The sequence below is a fragment of the Bradyrhizobium sp. WYCCWR15520 genome, from assembly GCF_056174665.1.
Window position 1 is genome coordinate 1 of sequence record NZ_JBWBWM010000046.1, and the last position, 22,894, is coordinate 22,894.

Below are 22,894 nucleotides of genomic sequence, written 5' to 3' on the forward strand. Positions count from 1 at the left end.
TATCCTCTTCCAACCCCATCAGGTGGCGGCCCTGCGCCGACCCCGTACAGAAGCAAGACCCCGGCGGGCGGACAACGCAAAGGGATTGACTAATCGAGGCCCGTTACAGAAGGGTGGGCAAAGCGCAGCGTGCCCACCACGCCTCCAAATATATCGCTGGAAATGACGGGCACGCCTCGCTTCACGACACGCGGCGCGTGTTACGAGGCGTACATTCGCGCGCCTGCCAACTTTTCTTCGATCTCCAGAATTCGTTAACCGGTGCCGGGGTAGGGTGCCCTCACGTTCCTGGAGTGCTGCGTTATGGATATGATGGCTATGGTTTCGAGCATGCTCAGCATGCAGGCGGCGGGTACGCAGCAGCAGATCCAGACCTCGATCATCAAGCAGAACGCGGATGCGGAGAAAGCGGCGGTCCATACGCTGCTCGGCATCCCCTCGACGGCCAATCTCGCCCCCGGCGTCGGCGGCAACCTCAATGTTACGGCCTGAATTCCAAAACCCTGTCTGGCCTCATCCTGAGGAGCCGCGTAACCGGCATCGAAGGCTGAATGACACCAGCAGGGCCGCGTGGTTCTCCTGGCGATGCAAAGCATCGTCCGGCGACGGCGCTTCGCGCCTCCACAATGAGAGTTGACGACTAAGACCCCGCCTTCATTGGCTGCATCGCAGCCTTGATCAGCTTGATGGCATCCTCGCTGGCCCATTCGGCGGGGCCGGCTAGGGTTGCGATTTCGCAGCCCTGGGCGTCCATCAGCACTGACGTCGGCATGCCCAGCGCCTTGCCTATATTCTTAAGATCCTGAAAAACCTTGGCTTTCTGGTCGGCGAAATAGCCGAGCCGGGTCAGATTGGCCTCTTTCAGGAAATTTTTCGGCTTCTCGGGGTCGCGGGTGTCGATGTTGATGGCGACCACCTCGAAATCCTTGCCGCCGAGCGCGGTCTGCAGGCTCTCCAGCGCCGGCATTTCCTTGCGGCAAGGCACGCACCAGGTGGCCCACAGGTTCACCAGCACGGTCTTGCCGCGCCATTCCGACAGCTTCCTCGGCTTGCCCTCGGCGTCGTCGAAGGCGAGGTCGGGAAGCCGCAGCGGGGTCGTCGCCATGGTCAGCGCGGCTACCTCACCATGCGCCAGCGGCGCGATCTTGCGGGCCAGTTCGACCGCCCCCGTGCAGGTGGGATCGCCGCCGCGCTTGACGCCGCCGAGCCCGTAAAACAGGCCGATTCCGACCACGCCCGCAGCCACTACCGCGCCGATGGCGATCGGAATCCGGCGCGCCTTTGCCGGGCGGGGCGGGGGCATTTCGGGCATATCGTTTGTCATCCTGTATCAGTTACGGCTATGCAGGGCCCAAGAATACGATCGGCATTACGGTCGAGTTACGGCCGAAACCGGCCCGGCGTTTCGCCGAACGCTCGACGATATAAATGGCAAGGCACGGGAAGTCATGAGCAACAAGATGTGGGGCGGCCGGTTCACCGAGCGTCCCGATGCGATCATGGAGGAAATCAACGTCTCGATCGACGTCGACCGTCACCTCTATGCCCAGGACATCGCCGCGTCCAAGGCCCATGCCGCCATGCTGGCCGCGCAAGGCATTATCACCGCAGGAGATGCGAAAAATATCGGCAAGGGTCTAGACACGATTTTGTCAGAAATCGCCAAGGGCGGCTTCGACTTCAAGCGTGCGCTCGAAGACATCCATATGAATGTCGAGAGCCGGCTGTCCGAACTGATCGGGCCCGCCGCGGGCCGGCTGCACACCGCGCGCTCGCGCAACGACCAGGTCGCGACCGATTTCCGTCTCTATGTCCGCGACACGATCGATGAGACCGACGCGGCGCTGGCCGCCTTCCAGCACGCGCTGGCGTCCCGCGCGCTGGAACATGCCGCGACCGTAATGCCGGGCTTCACCCATTTGCAGACCGCCCAGCCCGTGACCTTCGGGCATCATCTGCTGGCCTATGTCGAGATGGCTGCGCGCGACCGCGGCCGCTTTGCCGATGCGCGCAGGCGGCTGAACGAATCACCGCTCGGCGCTGCTGCGCTGGCGGGAACCTCGTTCCCGATCGATCGCGCCGCGACCGCAAAAGCGCTCGGCTTCGATCGTCCCATGGCCAATTCGCTCGACGCGGTCTCGGATCGCGATTTCGTGCTCGAAACGCTCTCTGCAGCGTCGATCGCCGCCGTGCACATGTCACGCTTTGCCGAGGAGATCGTGATCTGGACCTCGCCGCTGGTCGGCCTGGTGCGGCTCTCCGACAAGTTCACCACCGGCTCCTCGATCATGCCGCAGAAGCGCAATCCGGATGCCGCCGAACTGGTGCGCGCCAAGACCGGCCGGGTGATCGGCGCGCTCAACGCTCTCCTGATCGTGATGAAGGGCCTGCCGCTCGCCTATCAAAAGGACATGCAGGAGGACAAGCAGGGCGCGATGGAGGCGTTTTCCGCGCTCTCGCTGGCGATTCGCGCGATGACCGGCATGGTCCTCGACCTCGTGCCCGACGAGAATAGGATGAAGGCTGCCGCCGGTGAGGGCTATGCCACCGCCACCGATCTCGCGGACTGGCTGGTGCGGACGCTCAAAATGCCGTTCCGCGACGCCCATCATGTCACCGGACGAATCGTCGGCCTGGCGTCCACGCAGGGCGTGGCGCTGCACGAACTGCCGCTGCAGGCGATGCAGGAGGTCGAGCCGAAGATTACCGCCGATGCCCTGCGCGTGCTGTCGGTGGAGGCATCCGTGAAGAGCCGGACCAGTTATGGCGGCACCGCGCCGAAGAACGTGGTTTCGCAGGCCAAAGCCTGGCTGAAACGGCTAGAAAAAGAGCGAAAATAGGCTTGAAGAGAAAATTTCGCTGCAATTTCATGGTTGTCAGTGGCCGATCGGCACTCGCCAGACCATGGCAATCTTTGTATGGTGCGGCGCGCATTGGGGATTTCGTCGTGATCAGTAACTACCGCCCGTCATCGTCGGGATGGGCCATCATCCTGTTGAGCGTGACCGCGCTCGCGCTCGGAGGCTGCGGACGCAAGGGCGGGCTCGACCTGCCGCCGACCGCGGCGGCGCCGCAGGCACAGGCGACGTCCGATACCGAGGCCGAGCGCGCGGCGCAGCCCGGCGTGTTCAATTCGACCTACGGAACCGACGCCGGCCCCAGCGCCCCCAAGGGCGGCAAGAAGAAATTCGTTCTCGATCCGCTGCTGGACTGAGCACGCCATGAACCATTTTGACTATCGCAACGGCGTGCTGCACGCCGAGGCCGTCAACCTGTCCGAACTGGCTGAAACCGTCGGCACGCCGTTCTATTGCTATTCGACGGCGACGCTGGAGCGCCATTACCGCGTCTTTACCGAGGCTTTTGCAGGCGAGAAGACGCTGGTCTGCTACGCCATGAAGGCGAATTCCAACCAGTCGGTGCTGCGCACGCTGGCCAAGCTCGGCGCTGGCGCCGACGTCGTCTCCGGCGGCGAATTGAAGCGGGCGCTGGCGGCGGGGATTCCGCCGAACAAGATTCTGTTTTCCGGCGTCGGCAAGACCGAGGCCGAGTTGCGCGCAGCGCTCGCTGCCGACATTCTCTGCATCAACGTCGAATCCGAGCCCGAACTGGAATTGCTGTCGAGGCTCGCGGTCGAAGCCGGAAAGACCGCGCGGATTTCCTTGCGGGTCAATCCTGACGTCGATGCCGGCACCCACGCCAAGATCGCCACCGGCAAGTCCGAGAACAAGTTCGGCATTCCGATCGAACGCGCCCGCGAGGTCTATACCCGCGCGGCGAAGCTGCCCGGGATCGAGGTGACCGGCACCGACATGCATATCGGCAGCCAGATCACCGACTTGAGCAAGATGGAAACCGCATTCCGGATTCTGTCCGATTTCGTGCAGACGCTGCGCGCCGACGGCCACAAGATCGAGCATATCGATTTCGGCGGCGGGCTCGGCATTCCCTATCACGCCGACCGCGAAGCCCCGCCCTTGCCATCCGCCTATGCCGCGATGGTCAAGCGGGTGACGCACAACCTCGGCTGCACGCTGATGTTCGAGCCGGGGCGCATGATCGTCGGCAATGCCGGCATCCTCGTCTCACGCGTGATCTATGTGAAGCCGGGCGAGGCCAAGAATTTCGTCATCATTGACGCCGCGATGAACGATCTGATCCGCCCGACGCTATACGAAGCCCATCACGACATCCTTCCCGTTCGCGAGGCGGGGAAGGGCGCGCGAACGATCACGGCCGACGTAGTCGGGCCGGTCTGCGAAACCGGCGACTACCTCGCGCTCGATCGTAACATGCCCGAGCCGAAGGCCGGCGATCTGCTGGCGATCATGACCGCCGGCGCCTACGGCGCGGTGCAGTCCGGCTTCTACAACACGCGTGCCCTGGTGCCGGAAGTCCTGGTCAAGGACGACCAGTACGCCGTGGTCCGCCCGCGCATCGAGGTCGACGAATTGATCGCGATGGACAAGCCGGCACCCTGGCTGTGAGCTTGTAGGATGGGTGGAGCGAAGCGATACCCATCATCTTCGCGATCTGTAATCGATCGGTATCGCTTCGCTCCACACATCCTACGCACTTGTCGCCAAGCTGCGCGTTCGCTGCTTACGAACAATGAGTCGTATCGATGAAACTTGGGCATCGGAAATCGCCATGGGGATAAAGCACCTTGCTGCGGCGCCCGCGGCGGCTCTTGCTCTCGGACTCTCCTTCACGCCGCCGGCTGCCATCTGCGATCTCGGCTTCATATCGCCTGCCATGGGTGAGCCGGCCGCACTTACGAAAAAGCAGTCGGATGCGCTCAACACATACAACAATTCACGCAGCCAATTTGAGCAGATCCTGCGCCAGCGGCGCGCGCAGATCAATTCGAACCAGCCGTTGCCCAACTTGCCGGGACAGGCGCTTTACCTTGCACGCAACAACATGATGAGCGCCTACAAGGACCTCACCGACGCGCTTCCGTCCAGGATAGGCGGGCCCAACAAATACGGAATCCCTCCGGCGTATTTCAGCGCCGACAATGAACCGCTGCTCGATGAGTACAGGAAGCTCTTCGACATCATGCAAGCGCCGCCCGCCAACGCGCAAAGCTCGGATACGCCATTCAAGGACGTTGTCGATCTGGGCACTGCCATTGCGCGAGCCAGGGGCCTTGATGCGGCCAACGCCGAAGCTGCAGGCCGCATCAGCCTGGGGCTCTTCTTCGCCGAGACAAACGGCAATCAGAACATCGGGAATGCGCGCTCGAACAAATACAAGGGCAGTCTGCAATCAGGCGTATCAGAAGATCAAAACGGGCAAAGGAAATGGGCAGCGATAAAGAAGTCGATAGCCGCCTTTGATCCCGCACTCAACGCGCGCGACGACAAGGAAGAGGCGCGGGCCGGCAATCTGGATCATCGGTACAACCACTGGACCGCCGTACGGGATGCCCTCATGAACGCGCACGCGGATATTTTTCCGCAAGTACCGGCGATCGTGAAAACGCTGCCGGACCCGATCGATCAGATGAAGCTGTTTGAACTCATCCAGATCATTCCCAGCCCGACCAAGTCGGCACTCGGCTCACGCAACCTGGTCGACTACCGGATTTCCGACCCTAGGATCATGGGATTTCTGCGGAACAACAGCATGTTCACCTTTGGACAAGCCGACAGGGCCAAGACATCTGCAACCTTCCGCGAGATTCTGGATGCGATGTGGCTCTTCAACGAAAAATTTGAACGAGCGCTTTCCAAGTTCGACGAGATCAAGAAGCAGTCAAAGAGTTGAAGGCGGCAGGCAGGAAGGAAATGCAAGGCCGCCACCGCGCCATCAGAGCGGACCCAGGATACCCCATCGAGGATCACAGAATTCCTTCACCGCCGCCGTGACGCCGCTGCTGATGATGTCCCGGCGTTCAGGCGAACTCATCATGAGTTCCTCGTCCCGGTTGATGATCGAGCCTGCTTCCAGCAGAGCGGCAGCCATCCTGGTCTTTCTCAGCACGATTAACTCATCGTAGCGATACACGCCGGTTTCCCGGTTCAGTAGCGGACGCTGGTGCCGGCCCATGATCGGCTGGGAATATTGCCTGGCGTACTCAAGGCCCTGAGCCTTCATTTCCTTGCCGATCAGTTCGGCGAACGTGAGGCTTGTCTTGAAATCCGGGTTGTTGCGCGAGACGAAGACGGAGTATCCGCTAAAGCGGTCGCTGAAACGGCTCTTCTTTCCCTCGAATTCCCAATCCTCGAGGAATTTGTTGGGCACGGAGTCATGGTGGATCGACAGGAGGAGGTCTGCGCGCAGATCGTTGGCGGTGGCGACGCGTTTGAAGAGGCTGCGCCTGGCCTTGCCCTCGGTCAGAAGCAATCTGGTCTCGGCAAAGCCTTCGGCCTTCAACTTCTGCTCGATCTGCTTCGCAAGGCGCAGGTTGAAGACAAATTCGGAGACGTTGCGAGCGCTGATCGCGCCTTCCGATTCGGCGGTATGTCCCACATCCAGCACGATCCGGAACTTTGCGGGTTCGCAACGCGTCGTGACCGGTTTCAAAGCGGCAGCGGGCAATTGGACCGGACCCAGCGCGGCAAGCTTTACAGTGTGGCGCTTTGACGAGGCTGTACGCTTCGCCAAAGCGGCCGACTTGGGCGAAGCGACGTGCTTCGCCGGCTTGGCTTGTCTTGACGATTTGCCTTGCTTTGGAGAGCCTTTGAAGAGATCCGACAGCCAGCCGGCGTTGCCGGCGTCGATCGGCAGCAGCACCACTGCAGCCATTGCCGCGATGACCGTGCGGCGGCCGGGCCAAAATCCCCAAGCGATACTGCCGAGATCACAAATGAACTCGCGGCGCTTCATGCTCGCTCCCCTGAAGGCATCATAGCATCAGATGCCGCAATGCCGGAAGAGGGACGGTGATGTCCATTCCGGGTCAGTACGGAACACGACGCGATGCCTGCCGGATGTCTGTTTTTGTCTTTGGCGCGCGTCCGTTTCATTCCCAATAACCGACGCAAATGCTCCCTATCCTCATGTCAGGTTTGTGGCAATTCCAGTCGTGAGCCGCCTTTCTTCCTGCTCGGCAAAGATTTCCCCCGGGGGCGCACCGATAGTTCCCTGCGACGATTGGCGGCGTGAGTGGTGCCGGCGGCGGTTGGTAGATTCAAGAATCACGATCTGACACTTTATGCGACAGTAGCGCGAACAGGCATTTCAACCGGGGCATGGCATGGCAAGTCGATTGGCGATGGCGCAGTCCACCTTGACGATGCGGCGTTGGGGGCTCGCGGCGATGGCCCTGCTTGCGACGCTGCCCGCCTCCGCCGTGGCGCAAAGGGCGCGCCCCGCGCCGCCTGTCGAGGCAACGGCGCCGCGCGATGCAGGCGAGCCGATCATGGCAATCGTGTCGATCAAGACCCAGCAGGTCACTTTCTACGACGCCGACGGCTGGATCGCGCGCGCACCGGTGTCGACCGGCACCACTGGACGCGAGACGCCAGCCGGTATCTTCGCCATCCTCGAGAAGAACAAGGACCACCGCTCATCTCTTTACGACGATGCCGAGATGCCGAACATGCAGCGCATCACCTGGAACGGTATCGCGCTTCACGGCGGGCCGTTGCCCGGGTATGCCGCCTCACACGGCTGCATTCGCATGCCTTTTGGCTTTGCGGAGAAGCTGTTCGACAGGACGCGGATCGGGATGCGGGTGATCATCTCGCCGAACGACGCGGCTCCGGTCGAGATTTCCCATCCGGCGCTGTTGATGCCGAAAGCCGACGCCGTCGCGGCTGCTCCGTCGCGTGCCGAGACGCTGGCCCGCGAGGCCGCAGAGGCCGTCAAGACGGCCGACGAGGCGAAGAAGGCCGCCGCGACAGCGGCGCGCGAGAGTGCAGCCCTCGCGGCATCGCTGCGCAAACTGGAAGGGCTCAAGAGGAACGCGGAAGCCGAGCTCGCATTCGCCGACAAGATGCTCGCCGCCGCAAAGACCGACCAGGCCAGGGCGCAGGCCGAGGACCGCAAGCAGAAGGCCGCCCTCAAGGCCAAGGAAGCAGCAAAGCAGCTCGACACGGCCAAGGCTGATGCGAGTTCGAAGCCCGACGCCGCCGCCGTCAAGACTGCCGCCAAAGCGGCCGAGACCCGGAAGGCCGAAGCCGTCAAAGCGGCGAGCGAGGCGAAGCTCGCGCTCGAGCCCGTGTCGATCTACATCAGCCGCGCGACGCAGAAGCTGTACGTGCGGCGCAACACGCACAAGCCGGCGCCGGACGGGGGCGGCGAGGTGTTCGATACGTCCATAGAGGTTCCGGTCGTAATCCGCGACCCCGGACGGAGGATCGGCACGCATGTGTTCACGGCGATGGCGCGCAACGACGCGGGCCTGCGCTGGAGCGCGGTCACGATCGACAGCGGGGACGACGCCAGGAGCGCGCTCGATCGCATTACCATCCCGCAGGACGTGCTCGATCGCATCGCGCCGACCGCATTGCCACGGTCCTCGATCGTCGTCTCGGACGAGCCGCTGAGCCGCGAGACCAACTATCGCACCGAGTTCGTCGCAGTGCTGAGCGACCAGCCCCAGGGCGGCTTCATTACGCGCCGGCCTTCGCCCGCCGTCGACATCGCGGACAGCAGCACCTGGGGCGGCGAAGGCGGTGGCTTCTTTTTTCAGCCCTGGAATTCCCCACCCCAAACCAGCAATTCGCGTCAGCGCGGGGGGCAATCCTATTATCCGGCGCAACGGGGCTATCCGGCGCAACAAGACTATCCGATGCAACCGGGCTATCCGATGCAACCGGGCCGGTGGTGAGACGCGGTACGCCGGGCGCAGTCCGCTTCGGGTTTATCAGCCAGAGCCGGTACCCCGTCGGTGGAGCGCCCAGAAGCTGACTTGGGCCAAATGACTTGGGTCAATTCCCTCCCACCGGTCCGCCGGGCCAGAAGCTGACCTGATAGCGCCATCGGCTCAGGGGGCTCTCGCCGCCACGCCAGCGCACGCGCACCGAGAATCGGTAGAGGAAACAAACGATAAAAGAGCGATGAACGTTTTACATGGCCAACGCCACTAAGCCCATGATGAGCACCTGATCCCAGGGCTCTCATGGAGATTGGAATCCGGCGATGAATCGTCGCACGAAAGGTGTTTTGCTCATCGCCAGCCTGACCGTCGCGGCGGCCTTCGCGACGGTCGTCGTGCTGACGGGCGCGCTCGCAAAGGCCTTGGATCCCCAGCATTCTTGCGAGACCGGTTTTTCAAAATTGATCAATTGCACCTACCACTGGTCATCGACAACGACCGGCAAATCGAACCCGATATTCACCACCCCCTCGAACCCGACAAGCAGCACCCCGTCGGGCTCGCGTGACACGTTCCAGCCAACCTATGTCGGCGTAACGTCATGGGCCGTTGCCCATTGCCCCAGGAATTACGTCGCCAGGCGCCTGCTCTGCGGCGTCTCGGACGCGGCGCCCGCACAGGCCGCGGACGATGATCCCGTCACTGGTCTGCCGCGGCCCAAGCCCTGGCTCCTCACGACGGCGAAGGATTCAACGTTCATCAAGGCATTTCACGTCGAGACGCCGCTCGATCTCGCAGGCACGCTCCGCTTCTATCGCGTCGAGCTGAGCAAGCGCGGCTGGACGGAGAATGGCGGCGCGGTCGTCGAGCCGGGCGACGCCGTGATCGCCTTCACGACATCAGATGGGCCGGCGCTGCTCCGGCTCACCCATCAGGACGACAGGACGATCGTCGACCTGTCGCTGCGCAAGCCTGCCGCCACGAATGCCGGGATCAAGCCGATGCCAGGGCAGGTGAGGCTGTTGCTCGGCAACACCACGAATGAAGAGGCCGTCATCACCATCAACGAGCAGATCATCAGGCTGGCGGCGCGACGCAAGTTGGCGGACGACACCGCAACCGGAGGCAGATCGCCCGACAGCCAGGAAATCAATCTGCGGCCGGGCAAGTACAAGGTCTCCCTCAAGGTCGCGAGCGGCGCGGCGCAGAACCGGGAGTTCGAGCTCGCTGGCGACGAGACCTGGGGCCTGCTGGCCGGTCCGGCTGGCGTTCCGCTCCCCGTGCATCTTTATTGACACGCGGCGGTCCGAGTTGCGCCATAGGCTGGCCTGAGCGCGCCATCGACACAGAGCGCAAGCACCACCCAGTCGATGCCATCGTTCGATGCGCAGCCCGTGCGCTTGGGGTCATGAGCGTCGATTCAGTACGCCTGCAACCACGTCCGGTCTGCCCCAAACAGCCGACGCCAGAGTGAACGTCAGGGTTCGACGCTATGGGCCACAAACTGACATTGATGAGACGATTTGGCTAGGTTCGCTTTATGTCACACCCGAGTAGCAGGCGGCTGCAAGACCATTCAGTTGGGCCGTTTGCAGGGAAAACCTGATCGCAGAAGATACGGCCTCGTATAGGCTTCAAGGGCGGCGTCGGTCGGCAATTTGATTATTCCGTATCCGGACCGCGTGCTTAGCGGGCCAACGTGGACAAACAGCATCTTTGGGCCAGCCATTGAAGTGTGATCACCTTCACACTCGCTGGCGATCCGCACGTGTATTTTCCAGCTGACCGGCCGCGAATGCTGTCAGCGAATTTGCTCGGGAGGCTGGAATGGACGACATCTCAGCAACGTCGAGAGTACAAGGCCAAAGCGAGCCTAAGCCCTGCACAAAACCTTTTCTTCTTTGCGAACTTGCCGTGGGAGCCAAAGACAAGTTGGGCAACGTAATCGCAGAGATTTTGTGGCTCGCAACGGATTACGCCGTGTATCGCTCCCACCGGGGAATACACGTGCACTTCTCAGACTGCCCAGAGGAAGAGGACGATCAACGGCGCCGCTTCACTCAGATTAGCCCTGAGTTGTGCGAGCTTCGCTATCTTACCGCTCAGATGAGTTCGGGGTGGACCTTTGGCCTTCGTCGTCCCCCTGCCTCGATATATCACCACAACATGGCTCAGGCGGTCATGCTGCTCATGGAAAAGAAAAATCATGCCGAGCTCGGTGACGCGAAAAAGCTCGCGGAAAAAACGCTGAGCATGGCTGTCGAGCGGGTCACAAATGACAACATGATACGATACCTAAGAGTGTGCTTATGGTGTTGGGTCGTAGTAACGGTCGTCGCACTCTGCATCTTGTGGGAGCCAATCCAATTGCATTGGACGGCTTGGCAAGCGGTTCGACCACATATTGTCGGCCTCAAGTCCTATATTGTTGGAGGAATGTTCGGCGCTACCGGAGCAATGCTGTCAGTTGCAACCCGCTTGCAAGAATTCAAATTCAAGCCCTGCCATCAATCAAATATGAACTATTGGATGGCCGGTCTTCGCATCGGCATTGGGGTTGTTGCGGGGATTGTCATCCTTGTATTCGCAAGAACAATTTTAGGTGAAGGAATCGGTAAGCATATCGCGAACATGTACTGGGAGGCAGCGGCGGCAGCCGGCCTGATCGCAGGATTTACGGAGCGTCTCGTTCCCGGCTTGTTGCAGCGGACAGCCAACCAATGGGAGTCTTCGGCTGGGACACCTGTGCAGGCTGCCCAACAGTAACAAGCGCAGAAAGCATCATCAAGAAGCGACAACATGGCTCAAGGGGCACTCAGCCCCGTTGTCGGAATCGCCTGTGAGTTTGGTGCCCGACAGCGTGGTCCCCCACGTTATTATTCGATCGTCGCGCCTATGGCTCCAAGAATTTGAGTCGCATTCCGCAAAAAGATTTTTGCAACACTATCGGTCATTGGCGGAAATCGAACATCCCGGTGCCCCGGTCCGCTTCTCCTCACGGAAACGTTTTGAGCGATGTAAGCCAATTCACATACCGCCGAGCGCCACCGCAGTATCCTTTGATCCGATATCGCGACGGTTCTGCGGTGGCTTTGAAAGCACCGCGCCGCTCTCAACCCGGTCGTTCGAAAATGCGGGTTGTCGTGAGACCGGACGCCAATTTTGAATGGCAGGCTTGCCTGCTGTGAACCAGCGGGCGGATCGTACTGAAGCAATTGCCGGATTGCATTGCCACGCAATTCCATTCGCAAGTAGGTCGCTATGGACCGAACTGCTGGCAAGGAAAGCGGTTATCGCGCCATACTGCATCATATGATGCGGAGACGAAGTGGCGGTGCTTTGATTGCGATGCTCTCCACCGCATGCATCGTCATGCTCGCGAGCGAAGCCAGTGCTCAATGCACGGCGCGAGCCGTTCTGCAGAACCGCTTGACGCTCAAAGTAGCTCCCTCCAATACGCCGCCGGCTCCAGTCAAATCGGCCTTCACGGTTCCAGTGTGGAGGACGATTACAGTCGGAACGTTTGCAAATTCCTTTGCCCTGCTTAGCGCGTTGGACGCGGCAGGCTGCGGCATCGGCGGACTGGCCGAGGAAATTCTCGCTCGACCGGCCTTTAACGTCGGCACGACGAAAACAAACGTGGAGCTATTTGCGGTGTCGGCCGCCGAACTCGGCTTTCAGACCGATACTGTGCGGCTGGCGGACGTTTATGCGCGCGCTCGACAATTGGGTTTCGGACTTGCGGCGGCAGAGGTCGCTCCGCAGCTGAGGCTGCAATATTTCGACCAGCCGATGGGTGAATTTCTCGTCGCAATGGACCCGATCAAAACGTGGAAGGGCGACCCTGTCATTTTGGCGGTGGCCAACGGCGGAGCGGGATTAGTCTTGATCGGCCGAGATGGCAGCGCTGACGCGGAAATACCAGTAGCGTCCCGCTTCCTGTTCGTGCGGTCCAACGAAGCCGCATTGGCGAAGGCGGTTCGCGGGGGTGATGAGGCCGCAACGCTCGGCCGTCGCTGAGTTTCGGGCGAATAGTTCCCGACTTGAGCAGTCAAGCGGACTAGCTTGCGAGGAGTGACTCACCAGGTAGGAAAACCGAAAGGCGAGCGCCACATTTGAAAGCTGCGAGGGTATGCATAGCGGAAGTCGTTTCCCGGGCTGCGACGCCGCTTCTTGATGCCGCCTTGCGGCTCGCCGCTCAACAGCACCACGAATTCCGTTCCCTTGCCGGTTTCCGAACTCAGCGCCTCGTCCGTGACGATCAGGGAAGATCGCGGCGTAATGCTGCCGATGCGATCCAGTACGTCCTGCGGAATGGCGATGCGGTCGAGCGCGGCCTTTGCGCTATCCGGATTCGGCTGCTCCGGCTCAACGCCGCGAGCACTACTTCCGTGCGCCCGGCTGCCTACCTCAACAGTGCCACTCGGCGCAGGTCCCCCGCGCAATGAGACGACGTTCCATCGCAACTTAGCATCGTCGGTCGCGCGCTCGATGGCGGTAAAGACATGCGTGCCGATTGGGCGATCCGGGTCTGCGATCGTGACCGGACTTTCAAGGATGGGCTTGAATGCCTGACGGACATAAAGCCGCTGGGTCTTGCGGCTGATCGCCACCGATATCGGCTGGAGTTCGTGTGCGACCTGGCGCGCCGCCTCGGCGGCCGTGACGCGCGCGCTCTCCGCCGCCGCGGCGGCTTCACGCGCGGACGTGACGGCATCGAGCCTCAGTTGCAGATTTACGTTGGCGACGTCCCATTGCAGCTGCAGTTCAGCGATTTTGGCAACGGCCTGCGCCTTGGCGTCCTCAGCCTGCTCCTTTGCCTCCGCCGAGATGCCAGAGCCGAGTCTAGTTTCGACGGCTGCCAATTGCGCCTCGGCGATGCGCCTCAGATTTTCCGCCGTGCGAACCGGTGCTCTGGCCTGCGTGGCCTCACGCAAGGCCATCGCGGCGGCCGTTCGTGCCTCGGCTGCTTTCCTCGTGGCCTCTTGCGCCTCTGCGGTGCGGGCGGCGGCCAAGGCGGCGGCATCCGGCTTGGGTTGGAACAGAAGCGGATGGGCGAGTTCAATTGGCGCCACATCGGTTGGCGCCACGATCACCCGCATGCCCATCATAGTCTCGCCGAACAGGTGTTCGGCGAAGTTGAAGGGCAGCCGGATACAGCCATGGGACGCCGGACGCCCCGGCAGGACGCCGCCATGGAGTGCGATGCCCGACCAGGTGATGCGTTGCATGTGCGGCATGAAGGCGTCGTCATACAGGTTCGAATAATGCTCCTCGACCTTCTGGATGACGCTGAAGATGCCTGCGGGCGTCTCGCGTCCCTTGGTGCCGCTCGATACCGGCGCCCGCAGGATCCATCCCTTGGAATCGTAGACGGTGATCCGCTGGGTGCGGAGCGAAACGATGGCCATGGTCGGCTCGCCGGCGCTGCGCGACTGAACCGACTCGATCGGTCGTTCGCTCTGTCCGCTTCTGGCGGAGGCATCGTTCCGCGCCGCGATCAGTACGGCCAGACCCATAACGGCAAGATATGCAGGCCGCAGCCGCTTTTGCTTGCACGTCGGATTTACGCAACGAGACGTCATGCGCGTCCCAACTGGTCGACGGGGTCAACGCCAACTTCTACCCAAGCAGATTCGGAACGTAACGCCATTCGGCCGGACTTGCCAACCTGGAACTGCGCAAATGCTCAAGGACCGCCAGCCGCGCACCGCACCGCTGTCCGGCACGCGCCAGCAGATGGACCGGCCGTCCTCGTTAGCTCGCCGCGGGGCCAGCTTTCGCGCCACCCACTACGACGCCCGCCGCCTTTTCGATCGGCTTGATCGCCGCGGTGAAATCCGACTCTGCACCCTCGTCGCGGATGATGACTTCCCAGAGCCGGCCGACCGCCTCGGCGACTTCCATCGACAGCCCCAGCGATTTCATCTCTTCCAGCGCAAGCCGTACGTCCTTGACCATCAGCCCCGTGGCGAAGCCAAAATCGAAGCTGCGCGGCAAGACCGAGCGCGGAAACTTGTCGCGGCTCGCGGTGTTGAGTCCGGAACCGGCGTTGATGACGTCGATCATCACGGCCGGATCGAGCCCCGCCTTGACGCCCATCACCACGGCTTCTGATGTTGCGACCATGGCGGTCGCCGACAGGAAATTGTTGGCGAGCTTCATGGTCTGTGCCGAGCCCGGTTTCTCGCCGATGAAGAACACTTTTCCGATCACGTCGAGCGCGCCCTTCACCGTCTCGCAATCGGCGCGCGGGCCGGAGACCATCACGGCGAGCGTTCCCTTCTCGGCGCCGCCGACGCCGCCGCTCACGGGGCTGTCGATCTGCACGATGTTTCGCTTGGCCAGCAGCCCGTGAATTTTCGTTGCCATCTGCGAGCCAACGGTGGAGAGGTCGACAAATCGCTTGACGCGCTTGCCGTCGATCACGCCGCCCGCGCCGGTCGCGACCTCGAGCGAAGCCTGCAGCGACGGCAGGCTGGCCAGCACGGTCTCGCAGCGGTCGGCAATATCCTTGGGCGATGATGCCGCCTGCGCGCCGAGCGCGACGAGCTTGTCGACGGCCTCCTTCCGCGTATCGAACACGGTGAGTTGGTGCTTGGCTTCGATCAGGCGGCGGGCCATCGGGAAGCCCATCTTCCCGAGGCCGATGAATCCGATTTCCATGGTGTCTCCCCGAATTCGTCATTGCGAGCGAAGCGAAGCAATCCACCCTTCGGCTTGCGGGACTATGGATTGCTTCGCTTCGCTCGCAATGACGGTTGAAACGGTTTTGTTGTTATTCGACCGCTCTTACGCCTTGTCCAATTCAGCGAACACTTCGCGCGCGATGCGAAAGCTGTCGACGCCCGCCGGAATGCCGGCATAGATCGAAACCTGCATGAATATCTCGCGGATCTCGTCGCGGCTGACGCCATTGGTCAGCGCGCCCTTGATATGCGCCTTCAATTCGTGCGGCCGGTTCAGGATCGAGATCATGGCGAGGTTGAGCATGCTGCGGGTCTTGCGCGGCAGTTCGTCGCGTCCCCACACCGCGCCCCAGCAATATTCGGTGACGAGTTCCTGAAACGGCTTGTTGAAGCTGTCGGCATTCTTCAGGGCGTTGTTGACATAGGCCTCGCCGAGCACGGCTTTACGAATTTCCAGGCCCTTGTCGTGTGTCTTCTGGTCCATGTCGTTTCCTCGTATTTTTACGGTTCGGCGCACGTTAGGGGGTGGGGCGCCCGCAGTCACGCCTTCGTGTTATGCGTATTTCCGGGTGTGGGTTACCCCCGGAACAGGTGCCTCATTGCCGCCGTTGTGCTAGGCTGACGTGTCGGCAACCCGGAGAGATTGTTGAGCGGCGCATCCCCCGACCCCACCAAATCCGCGCGCGAGCCGGACGCGCTCGCGCGGCTGCAACTGACGCAGGCCCTGCAACGGGCTCAGTATGCGATTGCGTGGGAGCGCGCCTGGCCGGGCCTCGCCCGGTTTCTGAGCGTCGTCGGACTGTTTCTGGTGGCGTCCTGGGCCGGGCTGTGGCTGGCGCTGCCGTTCCTGGCGCGTGCGATCGGCATCGGCCTGTTCGCCCTCGCAGCGCTGGCCGCGCTGTTCCCGCTCGCGCGGTTTCGCTGGCCAAGCCGCGAAGAGGGCTTGAGCCGGCTCGACCGCGGTACCGGCATCCGCCACCGCCCGGCGACCGCGCTGACCGATACGCTTCAGTCCAAGGATCCGATCGCGCAGGCGCTGTGGCGCGAGCAGCGCGAGCGCACGCTGGCCTCGATCAAGCGGATCCGTGCCGGGCTACCTTCGCCGCGGCTGCCGATCCACGATCCCTGGGCGTTGCGCGCGCTGGTCATGGTGATGCTGGCGGCCGCCTATGTCGCCGCCGGCGACGAGCGCGCGCTGCGCATAGCCGCCGCGTTCGACTGGAACGGCGTGCTGGCGCCGGCCAACGTCCGGGTCGATGCCTGGGTGACCCCGCCGCTCTATACCGGCAAGCCGCCCGTCATTCTGTCCGCCGCCAACCGGGATGCAGCTTCTCCCGATAGCGGAACCCCGTTGCCGGTGCCATCAGGCAGCACGCTCCTGGTGCGCTCCAGCGGCGGCACCATCGACGTCGTGGTCGGCGGCGGTGTGACCGAGGTCGCCCCGAGCGAGCAGGCGCCGAAGGGCACCAACGAACGGCATTTCAAGATCACAGGCGATGGCAGCGCGCATGTTCGTGCGCCGTCCGGCCAGCCGCTGTGGCGCTTTGCGGCCACGCCCGACCGTGCGCCGAGCATTTCACTGGCCAAGGATCCGGAACGCCAGGCCCGCGGCTCGCTGCAGATGTCCTACAAGCTGGAGGACGATTACGGCGTCACCGAAGCCCGCGCGCAATTTGCCGCCCGCAATCCGGATGCGGCCAAAGATAATGCGGTCAAGGATGATGCGGCCAAGGACAAGGACGCGAAGGATGGCAATGCCGGGCGGCGGCCGCTGTTCGATGCGCCGCAGTTTGCGCTGGTGCTGCCGAATGCGCGCACGCGCAACGGCGTCGGTCAGACGGTGAAGGATCTCAGCGAAGACCCATACGCCGGTGCCGATGTGACGCTGACGCTCACGGCCAAGGACGAGGCCGGCAATGAGGGCAAGAGCGAGCCGCACAACATGCGGCTGCCGGAGCGGCTGTTCACCAAACCTCTGGCGCGTGCGCTGATCGAGCAGCGCCGCATCCTGGCGCTTGACGCCAACCAGAACGCGCTAGTTTATGCCGCGCTCGACGCGCTGATGATCGCGCCGGAGCTGTTCACGCCCGAATCCGGTCATTATCTCGGTCTCTTCAGTGTTAAGCACCAGCTCGAGGCGGCGCGCACCGATGACGCGCTGCGCGAGGTCGTCGCCAGCCTGTGGGCGCTGGCGGTGACCATCGAGGACGGCAACATCACCGATGTCGACAAGGCGTTGCGCGCCGCCCAGGAGGCGCTCAAGCAGGCGCTGGAGCGCGGCGCCACCGACGAGGAGATCAAGAAGCTCACGGACAATCTGCGCGCCGCGCTGGATAATTTCCTGCGCCAGCTCGCCGAGCAGTTCCGCAACAATCCGCAGCAACTGGCGCGCCCGCTCGATCCCAACACCAAGATGCTGAGCCAGCAGGATCTCAAGAGCATGCTCGACCGGCTGGAGCGGATGTCGCGTTCCGGCGACAAGGAGGCCGCCAAGCAATTGCTTGAGCAGCTGCAGCAGATGCTGGAAAACCTGCAGATGGCGCAGCCCGGCCAGGGCGGCGACAACGACATGGAGCAGGCGCTGAACGAGCTCGGCGACATGATCCGCAAGCAGCAGCAACTGCGCGACAAGACCTACAAGCAGGGCCAGGATTCCAGGCGCGACCGCATGCGCGGCAAGCAGGGCGACCAGAGCATGGGCGACCTGCAGCAGGACCAGCAGGGCCTGCGCGACCGGCTGAAGAAATTGCAGGAAGAGCTCGCCAAGCGCGGCATGGGCCCGGGCCAGCGCGGCCAGCAGGGCCAGCGCGGCGACCAGCAGGGGCAGGGCCAGCAAGGCCAGGGCCAGCAAGGCCAGGGCGGCGAGCAGGGCGACGGCGAGGACGGGCTCGATCAGGCCGATAACGCCATGGGCGATGCTACCGGCCGGCTCGGCGAGGGCAATGCCGACGGCGCGGTGGACTCTCAGGGCCGCGCGCTGGATGCGTTGCGCAAGGGCGCCCAGAGCCTTGCCGAGGCCATGCAGCAGGGCGACGGCGATCAGCCGGGCGACGGCCCCGGCAACCCCAGGGGTCGCCAGCAGGGCGCGCAAAACTCCACCGATCCGCTGGGACGGCCGATGCGCAACAACGAATTCACCGACGACTATACGGTGAAGATCCCCGGCGAGATCGACGTGCAGCGGGTGCGCCGGATTCTGGAAGAACTGCGCCGCCGCCTTGGCGATCCGTCCCGTCCGCAGATCGAACTCGACTACATCGAGCGGCTGCTGAAGGATTATTGAGCGGTCCAGCTCCTTCCACCGTCATTGCGAGCCAACGGGTCGCACGAATGCGCGCCCGATGACAGGCTCCGCGAAGCAATCCATGGCTCCGCGCGTGCGGTATGGATTGCTTCGTCGCTTACGCTCCTCGCAATGACGAGTGGAGAGACCGAGCCCTACCTATCCCGCCTTCCTCGCCGCCAATGCGTCCGCGACCGCGGTGCGGATGTCGTGCACCGAAAACGGCTTCGTCACCACGTCATGCACGATGGCGTTGAGACCGGAAGCGCGCTCGCGCTGGTCGGCAAAGCCGGTCATCAACAGGATCTTCAGGTCGGGAAAGTCGCGCGCCGCGGTCAGCGCCAGCGCGATGCCGTCCATGACCGGCATCTGGATGTCGGTCAAAAGTAGGTCGAACATGCCCTGTTCGCGGGTCAGGATATCGAGCGCTTCGGCGCCGTCCTCGGCGGTGACGGTCTCGTGGCCGTCCATGGCGATGGCGCGCGCCACCAGCGAGCGCATGGAATCTTCGTCGTCGGCAATCAGCACGCGTGGCATGAAGTCTTGATCTCTCGCCTCAGCGGAACAGGCGGCTACGTTCAGGCGTGGCCGGCCAGATCCCGCCTGTTGAAGAAGCGTACGTCGATATTGCGGCCTTCGGGCGGCGGCGAGGCCAGCCGCGACTTGAAATAGGTGCGCTCACCGGGCTTGAGTACCGCCTGCTCCAGCACCGCGTTCCAGGCGTAGATCTCGGCGCCCTGCGCGTCACGCACGGAGAAGCGCAGCCGCGGCAATTCGACCGGCTTTTTGGTCTCGCCCACGATCACGCCCTCGATGACCAGCACCGGCTTGCCGTCCACGGTCTCGTTGCTGACCTTGACGTCCTTGAAGGCCAGCCCGCGCAGGTTCACTTCCAGCCCGACCATCTTGTAGAACGTCGCGGTCTGCGGCAGCAGCCGCACGACATCGCTGCGCCAGATCATCAGTGCCAGGACCAGTGCGCCCATCGCGGCGCAGGCGGTCGGCAGGCCGACGGCCGGCAGGAACGGAATTCGGGGCGGGGACGGTAGCCGGAACAGACGGGCCAGCCGCTCGCGGTGCGTGGTGACCGGAATTTCCTCATGGTCCTCCGCATCGCGCCGGGCCGCCGATGGCCAGTCGCTGCCGCCGCCCTGCGGCGCGCCATCGCCCTCGGCCGGCCAGCCGGCCGAAATCGAGGGGCTGTCGACTACCGGGGTATCCTGTGCCTCGTCCTCGCGCGCCATCGCCTCCCATTCGGCCGCGGTATCGTCCACGGCCGCCTGGCTCGATTGCGCCCGACCTAGCGGCGGGCTTGACATGGCTTCCGGCGCGGCTTCCGCCAGTTCGATCGCGTCCTCGGGCCGTGCCAGCCAGGTTTCCTTGCAACGGGAGCAACGGACGGTGCGTCCACCGGCCCCCAGGGTGGCCGGATTGATCGCGTAAGATGTTGTACAATGGGGGCAAACGATATGCATGGAGCCCATCTCACCAGTGTCTTTGCCCGGATGCTACATAGCGACTGTTAACGAATCGGAAACCATAACGGTCGCAAAACCGTTTTGTCCGGTTAGTACCCAAACCGGCGGGCTACGAGCCCGAAGTTCAGGTTCGGGCCCAGGTTCAGGTTCAAGTCCGGGGTCTCCGGGCACGGTCCATATCGAGCGGAGCTGAGCTTGGTTCGGTTCGAAAATGTCGGTTTGCGCTACGGGCTCGGCCCGGAGATTTTGCGCGACCTCTCCTTCATGATTCCGGCGCATTCCTTCCAGTTTCTCACCGGCCCCTCGGGCGCCGGCAAGACGTCGCTGTTGCGGCTGTTGTTCCTGTCGCTGCGGCCGACGCGCGGCCTCGTCAACCTGTTCGGCGAGGACGTCTCGCTGCTCGGCAAGGATCAGGTTGCGAACATGCGCCAGAAGATCGGCATCGTTCTGCAGGATTTTCGCCTGCTCGACCACATGACGACCTATGAGAATGTGGCGCTGCCGTTCCGTGTGATGGGCCGCGACGAATCCAGCTATCGCCGCGAGGTGATCGACCTGTTGCGGTGGGTCGGCCTCGGCGAGCGCATGGATGCGCTGCCGCCGATCCTGTCGGGCGGTGAGAAGCAACGCGCCGCGATCGCGCGCGCGGTGATCTCGCGGCCGCAATTGCTGCTGGCGGACGAGCCGACCGGCAGCGTCGACCCGACGCTCGGCCGGCGCCTGTTGCGGCTGTTCATCGAATTGAACCGGCTGGGCACCGCGGTGATCATCGCGACCCATGACATCACGCTGATGGATCAGTATGAGGCGCGGCGGCTGGTGCTGCATCAGGGACGGCTGCACATTTATGAGTAGGGTCGGCGACGAGCATGGACCGCTGGTGGACCTCGGCAACGAGCGCCCGCAGGTGCCGGCGCAGGCGCGCAACATGTCGCCGATCGTGCCGCGGGCTTCGATCTCGGGCCGTGCGCTGGTCGCAGTGGTCGCCATCATGACGTTCCTCGCGTCCATCACCACCGGCACGGTGTTTCTGATCAGCGCATCGGCGGCGGAATGGCAGTCGGAAGTCGCCAGCGAAATCACCGTTCAGGTGCGCCCCTCGGCCGGCCGCGATCTTGAGCGCGACGTGACCGCGGCGGCGGAGGCGATGCGGACGCAGCCCGGCATCGTCCAGGTCAAGTCGTTCAGCAAGGACGAATCGGCGAAACTGCTGGAGCCGTGGCTCGGCAGCGGGCTGTCGATCGAGCAATTGCCGGTGCCTCGCGTCGTCGTCGCGCGCGTGCAGCCCGGCACCACGCTCGACCTCGCAGGCCTGCGCAGGGCGGTGACGCAGGTGGCCCCGTCGGCGAGTGTCGACGATCACCGTGCCTGGATCGAGCGCATGCGCTCGATGACCGGAGCGACGGTGTTCGCCGGCGTCGGAATTCTTGCGCTGGTGATTGTGGCGACGATCATCTCGGTTTCGTTCGCGACCCGCGGCGCGATGGCGGCGAACCGCCCGATCGTCGAAGTGCTGCACTTCGTCGGCGCCGGAGACCGCTATATCGCCAACCACTTCCTGCGGCATTTTCTTAGGCTCGGGCTGGAGGGAGGGGTGATCGGCGGCGGCGCCGCGATGCTGGGTTTTGGCTTTTCCGAATCGATCGCGAGCTGGTTTTCGGGTACCCCCGTAGGCGATCAGTTCGCCGCGCTGCTGGGGACATTTTCGCTGCCGCCCTCGGGTTATCTGGCGCTCGCGGTGCAGGCCGTGGCGATTGCCGCCATCACCGCCTGGGCCTCGCGGCGAACGCTGTTTGCCACGCTGGACGATATCGATTGACGCGGCCGATGACGGTTTCGAATGAAGCAGGTCACGGACTTGTCCCCGGGGGCGGGACTCCACTTCGCGTGAAAACGTTCTAGAATTACCAACGGGAAGAGGACCGTCGGACTACATGGATTTGCAGCACGCCGATAGCACGCCGAGGGCCGCGCGACCGCGCGGGTTGCTGCGCGCGGTCATCGTCGGCGCGATGGCGATCCTGTTCGTCGGCGCGGCAGTGGGCTTCGTCGCCTTTCTCTCGCAGTTGCGCGGCGTCGAAATCAAGCCGGCGCGCAACGCCGACGGAATCGTGGTGTTCACCGGCGGCTCGTCGCGGGTGTCGGACGCGATGGAATTGCTGGCCGGTGGCTACGGCAAGCGGCTGCTGATTTCGGGCGTGCACCCGACCAACGCCGTCAGCGACATTTCGCGCTCGCTGCCCGACAACCAGTCGCTGCTCGGCTGCTGCGTCGATCTCGACCGCTCCGCCGTCAACACGCGCAGCAATGCCGCGGAGACGCGGCGCTGGGCCCGCGAGCGCGGCTTCAAGTCGCTGATCGTGGTGACGTCGAACTACCATATGCCGCGGGCCATCCTGGAACTGTCGCATGCGATGCCTGATGTCACGCTGATTCCGTTCGCGGTGATCGGCGACAGATGGCGCGACGAGCCGTGGTGGACCAGCGGCGCGACGCTGCGTCTGTTGCTGTCGGAATATGTGAAATACGTCGCCGCCGAGGTGCGCGTACGGCTGGCCGATGCCGGCCTCGAACTGATGTCCGACCCCTCCGATCAGCCTGCGCCGGCGCCGCGCCGGCCGGCGACGGCGCAGGCCAACTGAGCGGCTCCTGCTGCATCGGCCTGCCAATGCCC

Annotated in this window: 20 protein-coding genes; 13 read left to right on the forward strand and 7 right to left on the reverse strand. The window is 63.3% G+C overall.

Going from position 1 to position 22,894, the window contains the following annotated elements; translation table 11 throughout:
• The first annotated feature begins 303 nt into the window (after nt 1-303).
• Nucleotides 304-492, forward strand: a complete 189-nt coding sequence (locus tag AC0QUY_RS35530) for a putative motility protein (RefSeq protein ID WP_475390658.1) — start codon at nt 304-306, stop codon at nt 490-492.
• A gap of 148 nt (nt 493-640) precedes the next feature.
• On the opposite strand, the gene tlpA is transcribed toward AC0QUY_RS35530, so the two are convergent.
• A complete protein-coding gene (gene tlpA / locus AC0QUY_RS35535) occupies nt 641-1,312 on the reverse strand; it encodes a thiol:disulfide interchange protein TlpA (RefSeq protein WP_475390660.1) in 672 nt (223 codons plus the stop codon).
• A 136-nt stretch (nt 1,313-1,448) separates the two neighbouring features.
• Between tlpA and argH the strand changes: the two genes are divergently transcribed.
• From argH to AC0QUY_RS35555, 4 genes are all read left to right on the forward strand, one after another.
• Nucleotides 1,449-2,840, forward strand: a complete 1,392-nt coding sequence (argH, locus tag AC0QUY_RS35540) for an argininosuccinate lyase (protein WP_161850037.1) — start codon at nt 1,449-1,451, stop codon at nt 2,838-2,840.
• 107 nt (nt 2,841-2,947) lie between these two features.
• Nucleotides 2,948-3,214, forward strand: a complete 267-nt coding sequence (gene lptM / locus AC0QUY_RS35545) for an LPS translocon maturation chaperone LptM (RefSeq protein WP_161850036.1) — start codon at nt 2,948-2,950, stop codon at nt 3,212-3,214.
• A 7-nt stretch (nt 3,215-3,221) separates the two neighbouring features.
• Nucleotides 3,222-4,487: a diaminopimelate decarboxylase gene (gene lysA / locus AC0QUY_RS35550; protein WP_475390662.1), complete on the forward strand. Its 1,266-nt coding sequence runs from the start codon at nt 3,222-3,224 to the stop codon at nt 4,485-4,487.
• A 124-nt stretch (nt 4,488-4,611) separates the two neighbouring features.
• A complete protein-coding gene (locus AC0QUY_RS35555) occupies nt 4,612-5,772 on the forward strand; it encodes a hypothetical protein (protein WP_475390664.1) in 1,161 nt (386 codons plus the stop codon).
• A gap of 42 nt (nt 5,773-5,814) precedes the next feature.
• Here AC0QUY_RS35555 and AC0QUY_RS35560 read toward each other — a convergent pair whose 3' ends face one another.
• Nucleotides 5,815-6,834 (reverse strand): N-acetylmuramoyl-L-alanine amidase family protein, encoded by a 1,020-nt coding sequence (locus tag AC0QUY_RS35560; protein ID WP_475390667.1) that lies wholly within the window; start codon nt 6,832-6,834, stop codon nt 5,815-5,817.
• A gap of 370 nt (nt 6,835-7,204) precedes the next feature.
• Between AC0QUY_RS35560 and AC0QUY_RS35565 the strand changes: the two genes are divergently transcribed.
• The 4 genes from AC0QUY_RS35565 (at nt 7,205) to AC0QUY_RS35580 (ending at nt 12,790) form a co-directional block, all read left to right on the forward strand.
• On the forward strand, nt 7,205-8,782 hold the full coding sequence (locus tag AC0QUY_RS35565; RefSeq protein WP_475390669.1) for a L,D-transpeptidase family protein: 1,578 nt from the start codon (nt 7,205-7,207) through the stop codon (nt 8,780-8,782).
• A 311-nt stretch (nt 8,783-9,093) separates the two neighbouring features.
• Nucleotides 9,094-10,065, forward strand: coding sequence for a hypothetical protein (locus AC0QUY_RS35570; RefSeq protein ID WP_475390671.1), 972 nt, complete (start codon nt 9,094-9,096; stop codon nt 10,063-10,065).
• 532 nt (nt 10,066-10,597) lie between these two features.
• Complete coding sequence (locus AC0QUY_RS35575; RefSeq protein ID WP_475390673.1) at nt 10,598-11,536, forward strand: hypothetical protein; 939 nt, start codon at nt 10,598-10,600, stop codon at nt 11,534-11,536.
• A gap of 495 nt (nt 11,537-12,031) precedes the next feature.
• Nucleotides 12,032-12,790 (forward strand): hypothetical protein, encoded by a 759-nt coding sequence (locus AC0QUY_RS35580; RefSeq protein ID WP_475390675.1) that lies wholly within the window; start codon nt 12,032-12,034, stop codon nt 12,788-12,790.
• A gap of 59 nt (nt 12,791-12,849) precedes the next feature.
• On the opposite strand, the gene AC0QUY_RS35585 is transcribed toward AC0QUY_RS35580, so the two are convergent.
• The 3 genes from AC0QUY_RS35585 to AC0QUY_RS35595 all read right to left on the reverse strand — a co-directional run bounded on the left by AC0QUY_RS35585 (nt 12,850) and on the right by AC0QUY_RS35595 (nt 15,943).
• Nucleotides 12,850-14,355: a L,D-transpeptidase family protein gene (locus AC0QUY_RS35585; RefSeq protein WP_475390676.1), complete on the reverse strand. Its 1,506-nt coding sequence runs from the start codon at nt 14,353-14,355 to the stop codon at nt 12,850-12,852.
• Between the two features lie 172 nt (nt 14,356-14,527).
• Nucleotides 14,528-15,436 (reverse strand): NAD(P)-dependent oxidoreductase, encoded by a 909-nt coding sequence (locus AC0QUY_RS35590; protein ID WP_475390678.1) that lies wholly within the window; start codon nt 15,434-15,436, stop codon nt 14,528-14,530.
• A gap of 126 nt (nt 15,437-15,562) precedes the next feature.
• Nucleotides 15,563-15,943 carry a carboxymuconolactone decarboxylase family protein gene (locus AC0QUY_RS35595; protein WP_161850029.1) on the reverse strand — a complete coding sequence of 127 codons (381 nt, stop codon included), beginning with the start codon at nt 15,941-15,943 and terminating at the stop codon, nt 15,563-15,565.
• Between the two features lie 162 nt (nt 15,944-16,105).
• Here AC0QUY_RS35595 and AC0QUY_RS35600 point away from each other — a divergent pair, with 162 nt between their 5' ends.
• Nucleotides 16,106-18,742 carry a TIGR02302 family protein gene (locus AC0QUY_RS35600; RefSeq protein ID WP_475390680.1) on the forward strand — a complete coding sequence of 879 codons (2,637 nt, stop codon included), beginning with the start codon at nt 16,106-16,108 and terminating at the stop codon, nt 18,740-18,742.
• Nucleotides 18,743-18,901: 159 nt separating this feature from the next.
• Here the strand turns inward: AC0QUY_RS35600 and AC0QUY_RS35605 are convergent, their stop codons facing one another.
• Together AC0QUY_RS35605 and AC0QUY_RS35610 are read right to left on the reverse strand one after the other, a co-directional pair.
• Nucleotides 18,902-19,279, reverse strand: coding sequence for a response regulator (locus tag AC0QUY_RS35605; RefSeq protein ID WP_161850027.1), 378 nt, complete (start codon nt 19,277-19,279; stop codon nt 18,902-18,904).
• Between the two features lie 41 nt (nt 19,280-19,320).
• Nucleotides 19,321-20,217, reverse strand: coding sequence for an MJ0042-type zinc finger domain-containing protein (locus AC0QUY_RS35610; protein WP_475390682.1), 897 nt, complete (start codon nt 20,215-20,217; stop codon nt 19,321-19,323).
• A 198-nt stretch (nt 20,218-20,415) separates the two neighbouring features.
• On the opposite strand from AC0QUY_RS35610, the gene ftsE reads away from it, so the two are divergent.
• The 3 genes from ftsE (at nt 20,416) to AC0QUY_RS35625 (ending at nt 22,862) form a co-directional block, all read left to right on the forward strand.
• A complete protein-coding gene (gene ftsE, locus AC0QUY_RS35615) occupies nt 20,416-21,075 on the forward strand; it encodes a cell division ATP-binding protein FtsE (RefSeq protein ID WP_065751967.1) in 660 nt (219 codons plus the stop codon).
• Entirely contained in the window at nt 21,068-22,039 is a 972-nt protein-coding gene (locus tag AC0QUY_RS35620) for a cell division protein FtsX (RefSeq protein ID WP_161850025.1), read from the forward strand. The genes ftsE and AC0QUY_RS35620 overlap by 8 nt, the downstream gene beginning before the upstream one ends.
• 115 nt (nt 22,040-22,154) lie before the next feature.
• Nucleotides 22,155-22,862, forward strand: coding sequence for a YdcF family protein (locus tag AC0QUY_RS35625; protein ID WP_475390684.1), 708 nt, complete (start codon nt 22,155-22,157; stop codon nt 22,860-22,862).
• The last annotated feature ends 32 nt before the right edge of the window (nt 22,863-22,894 follow it).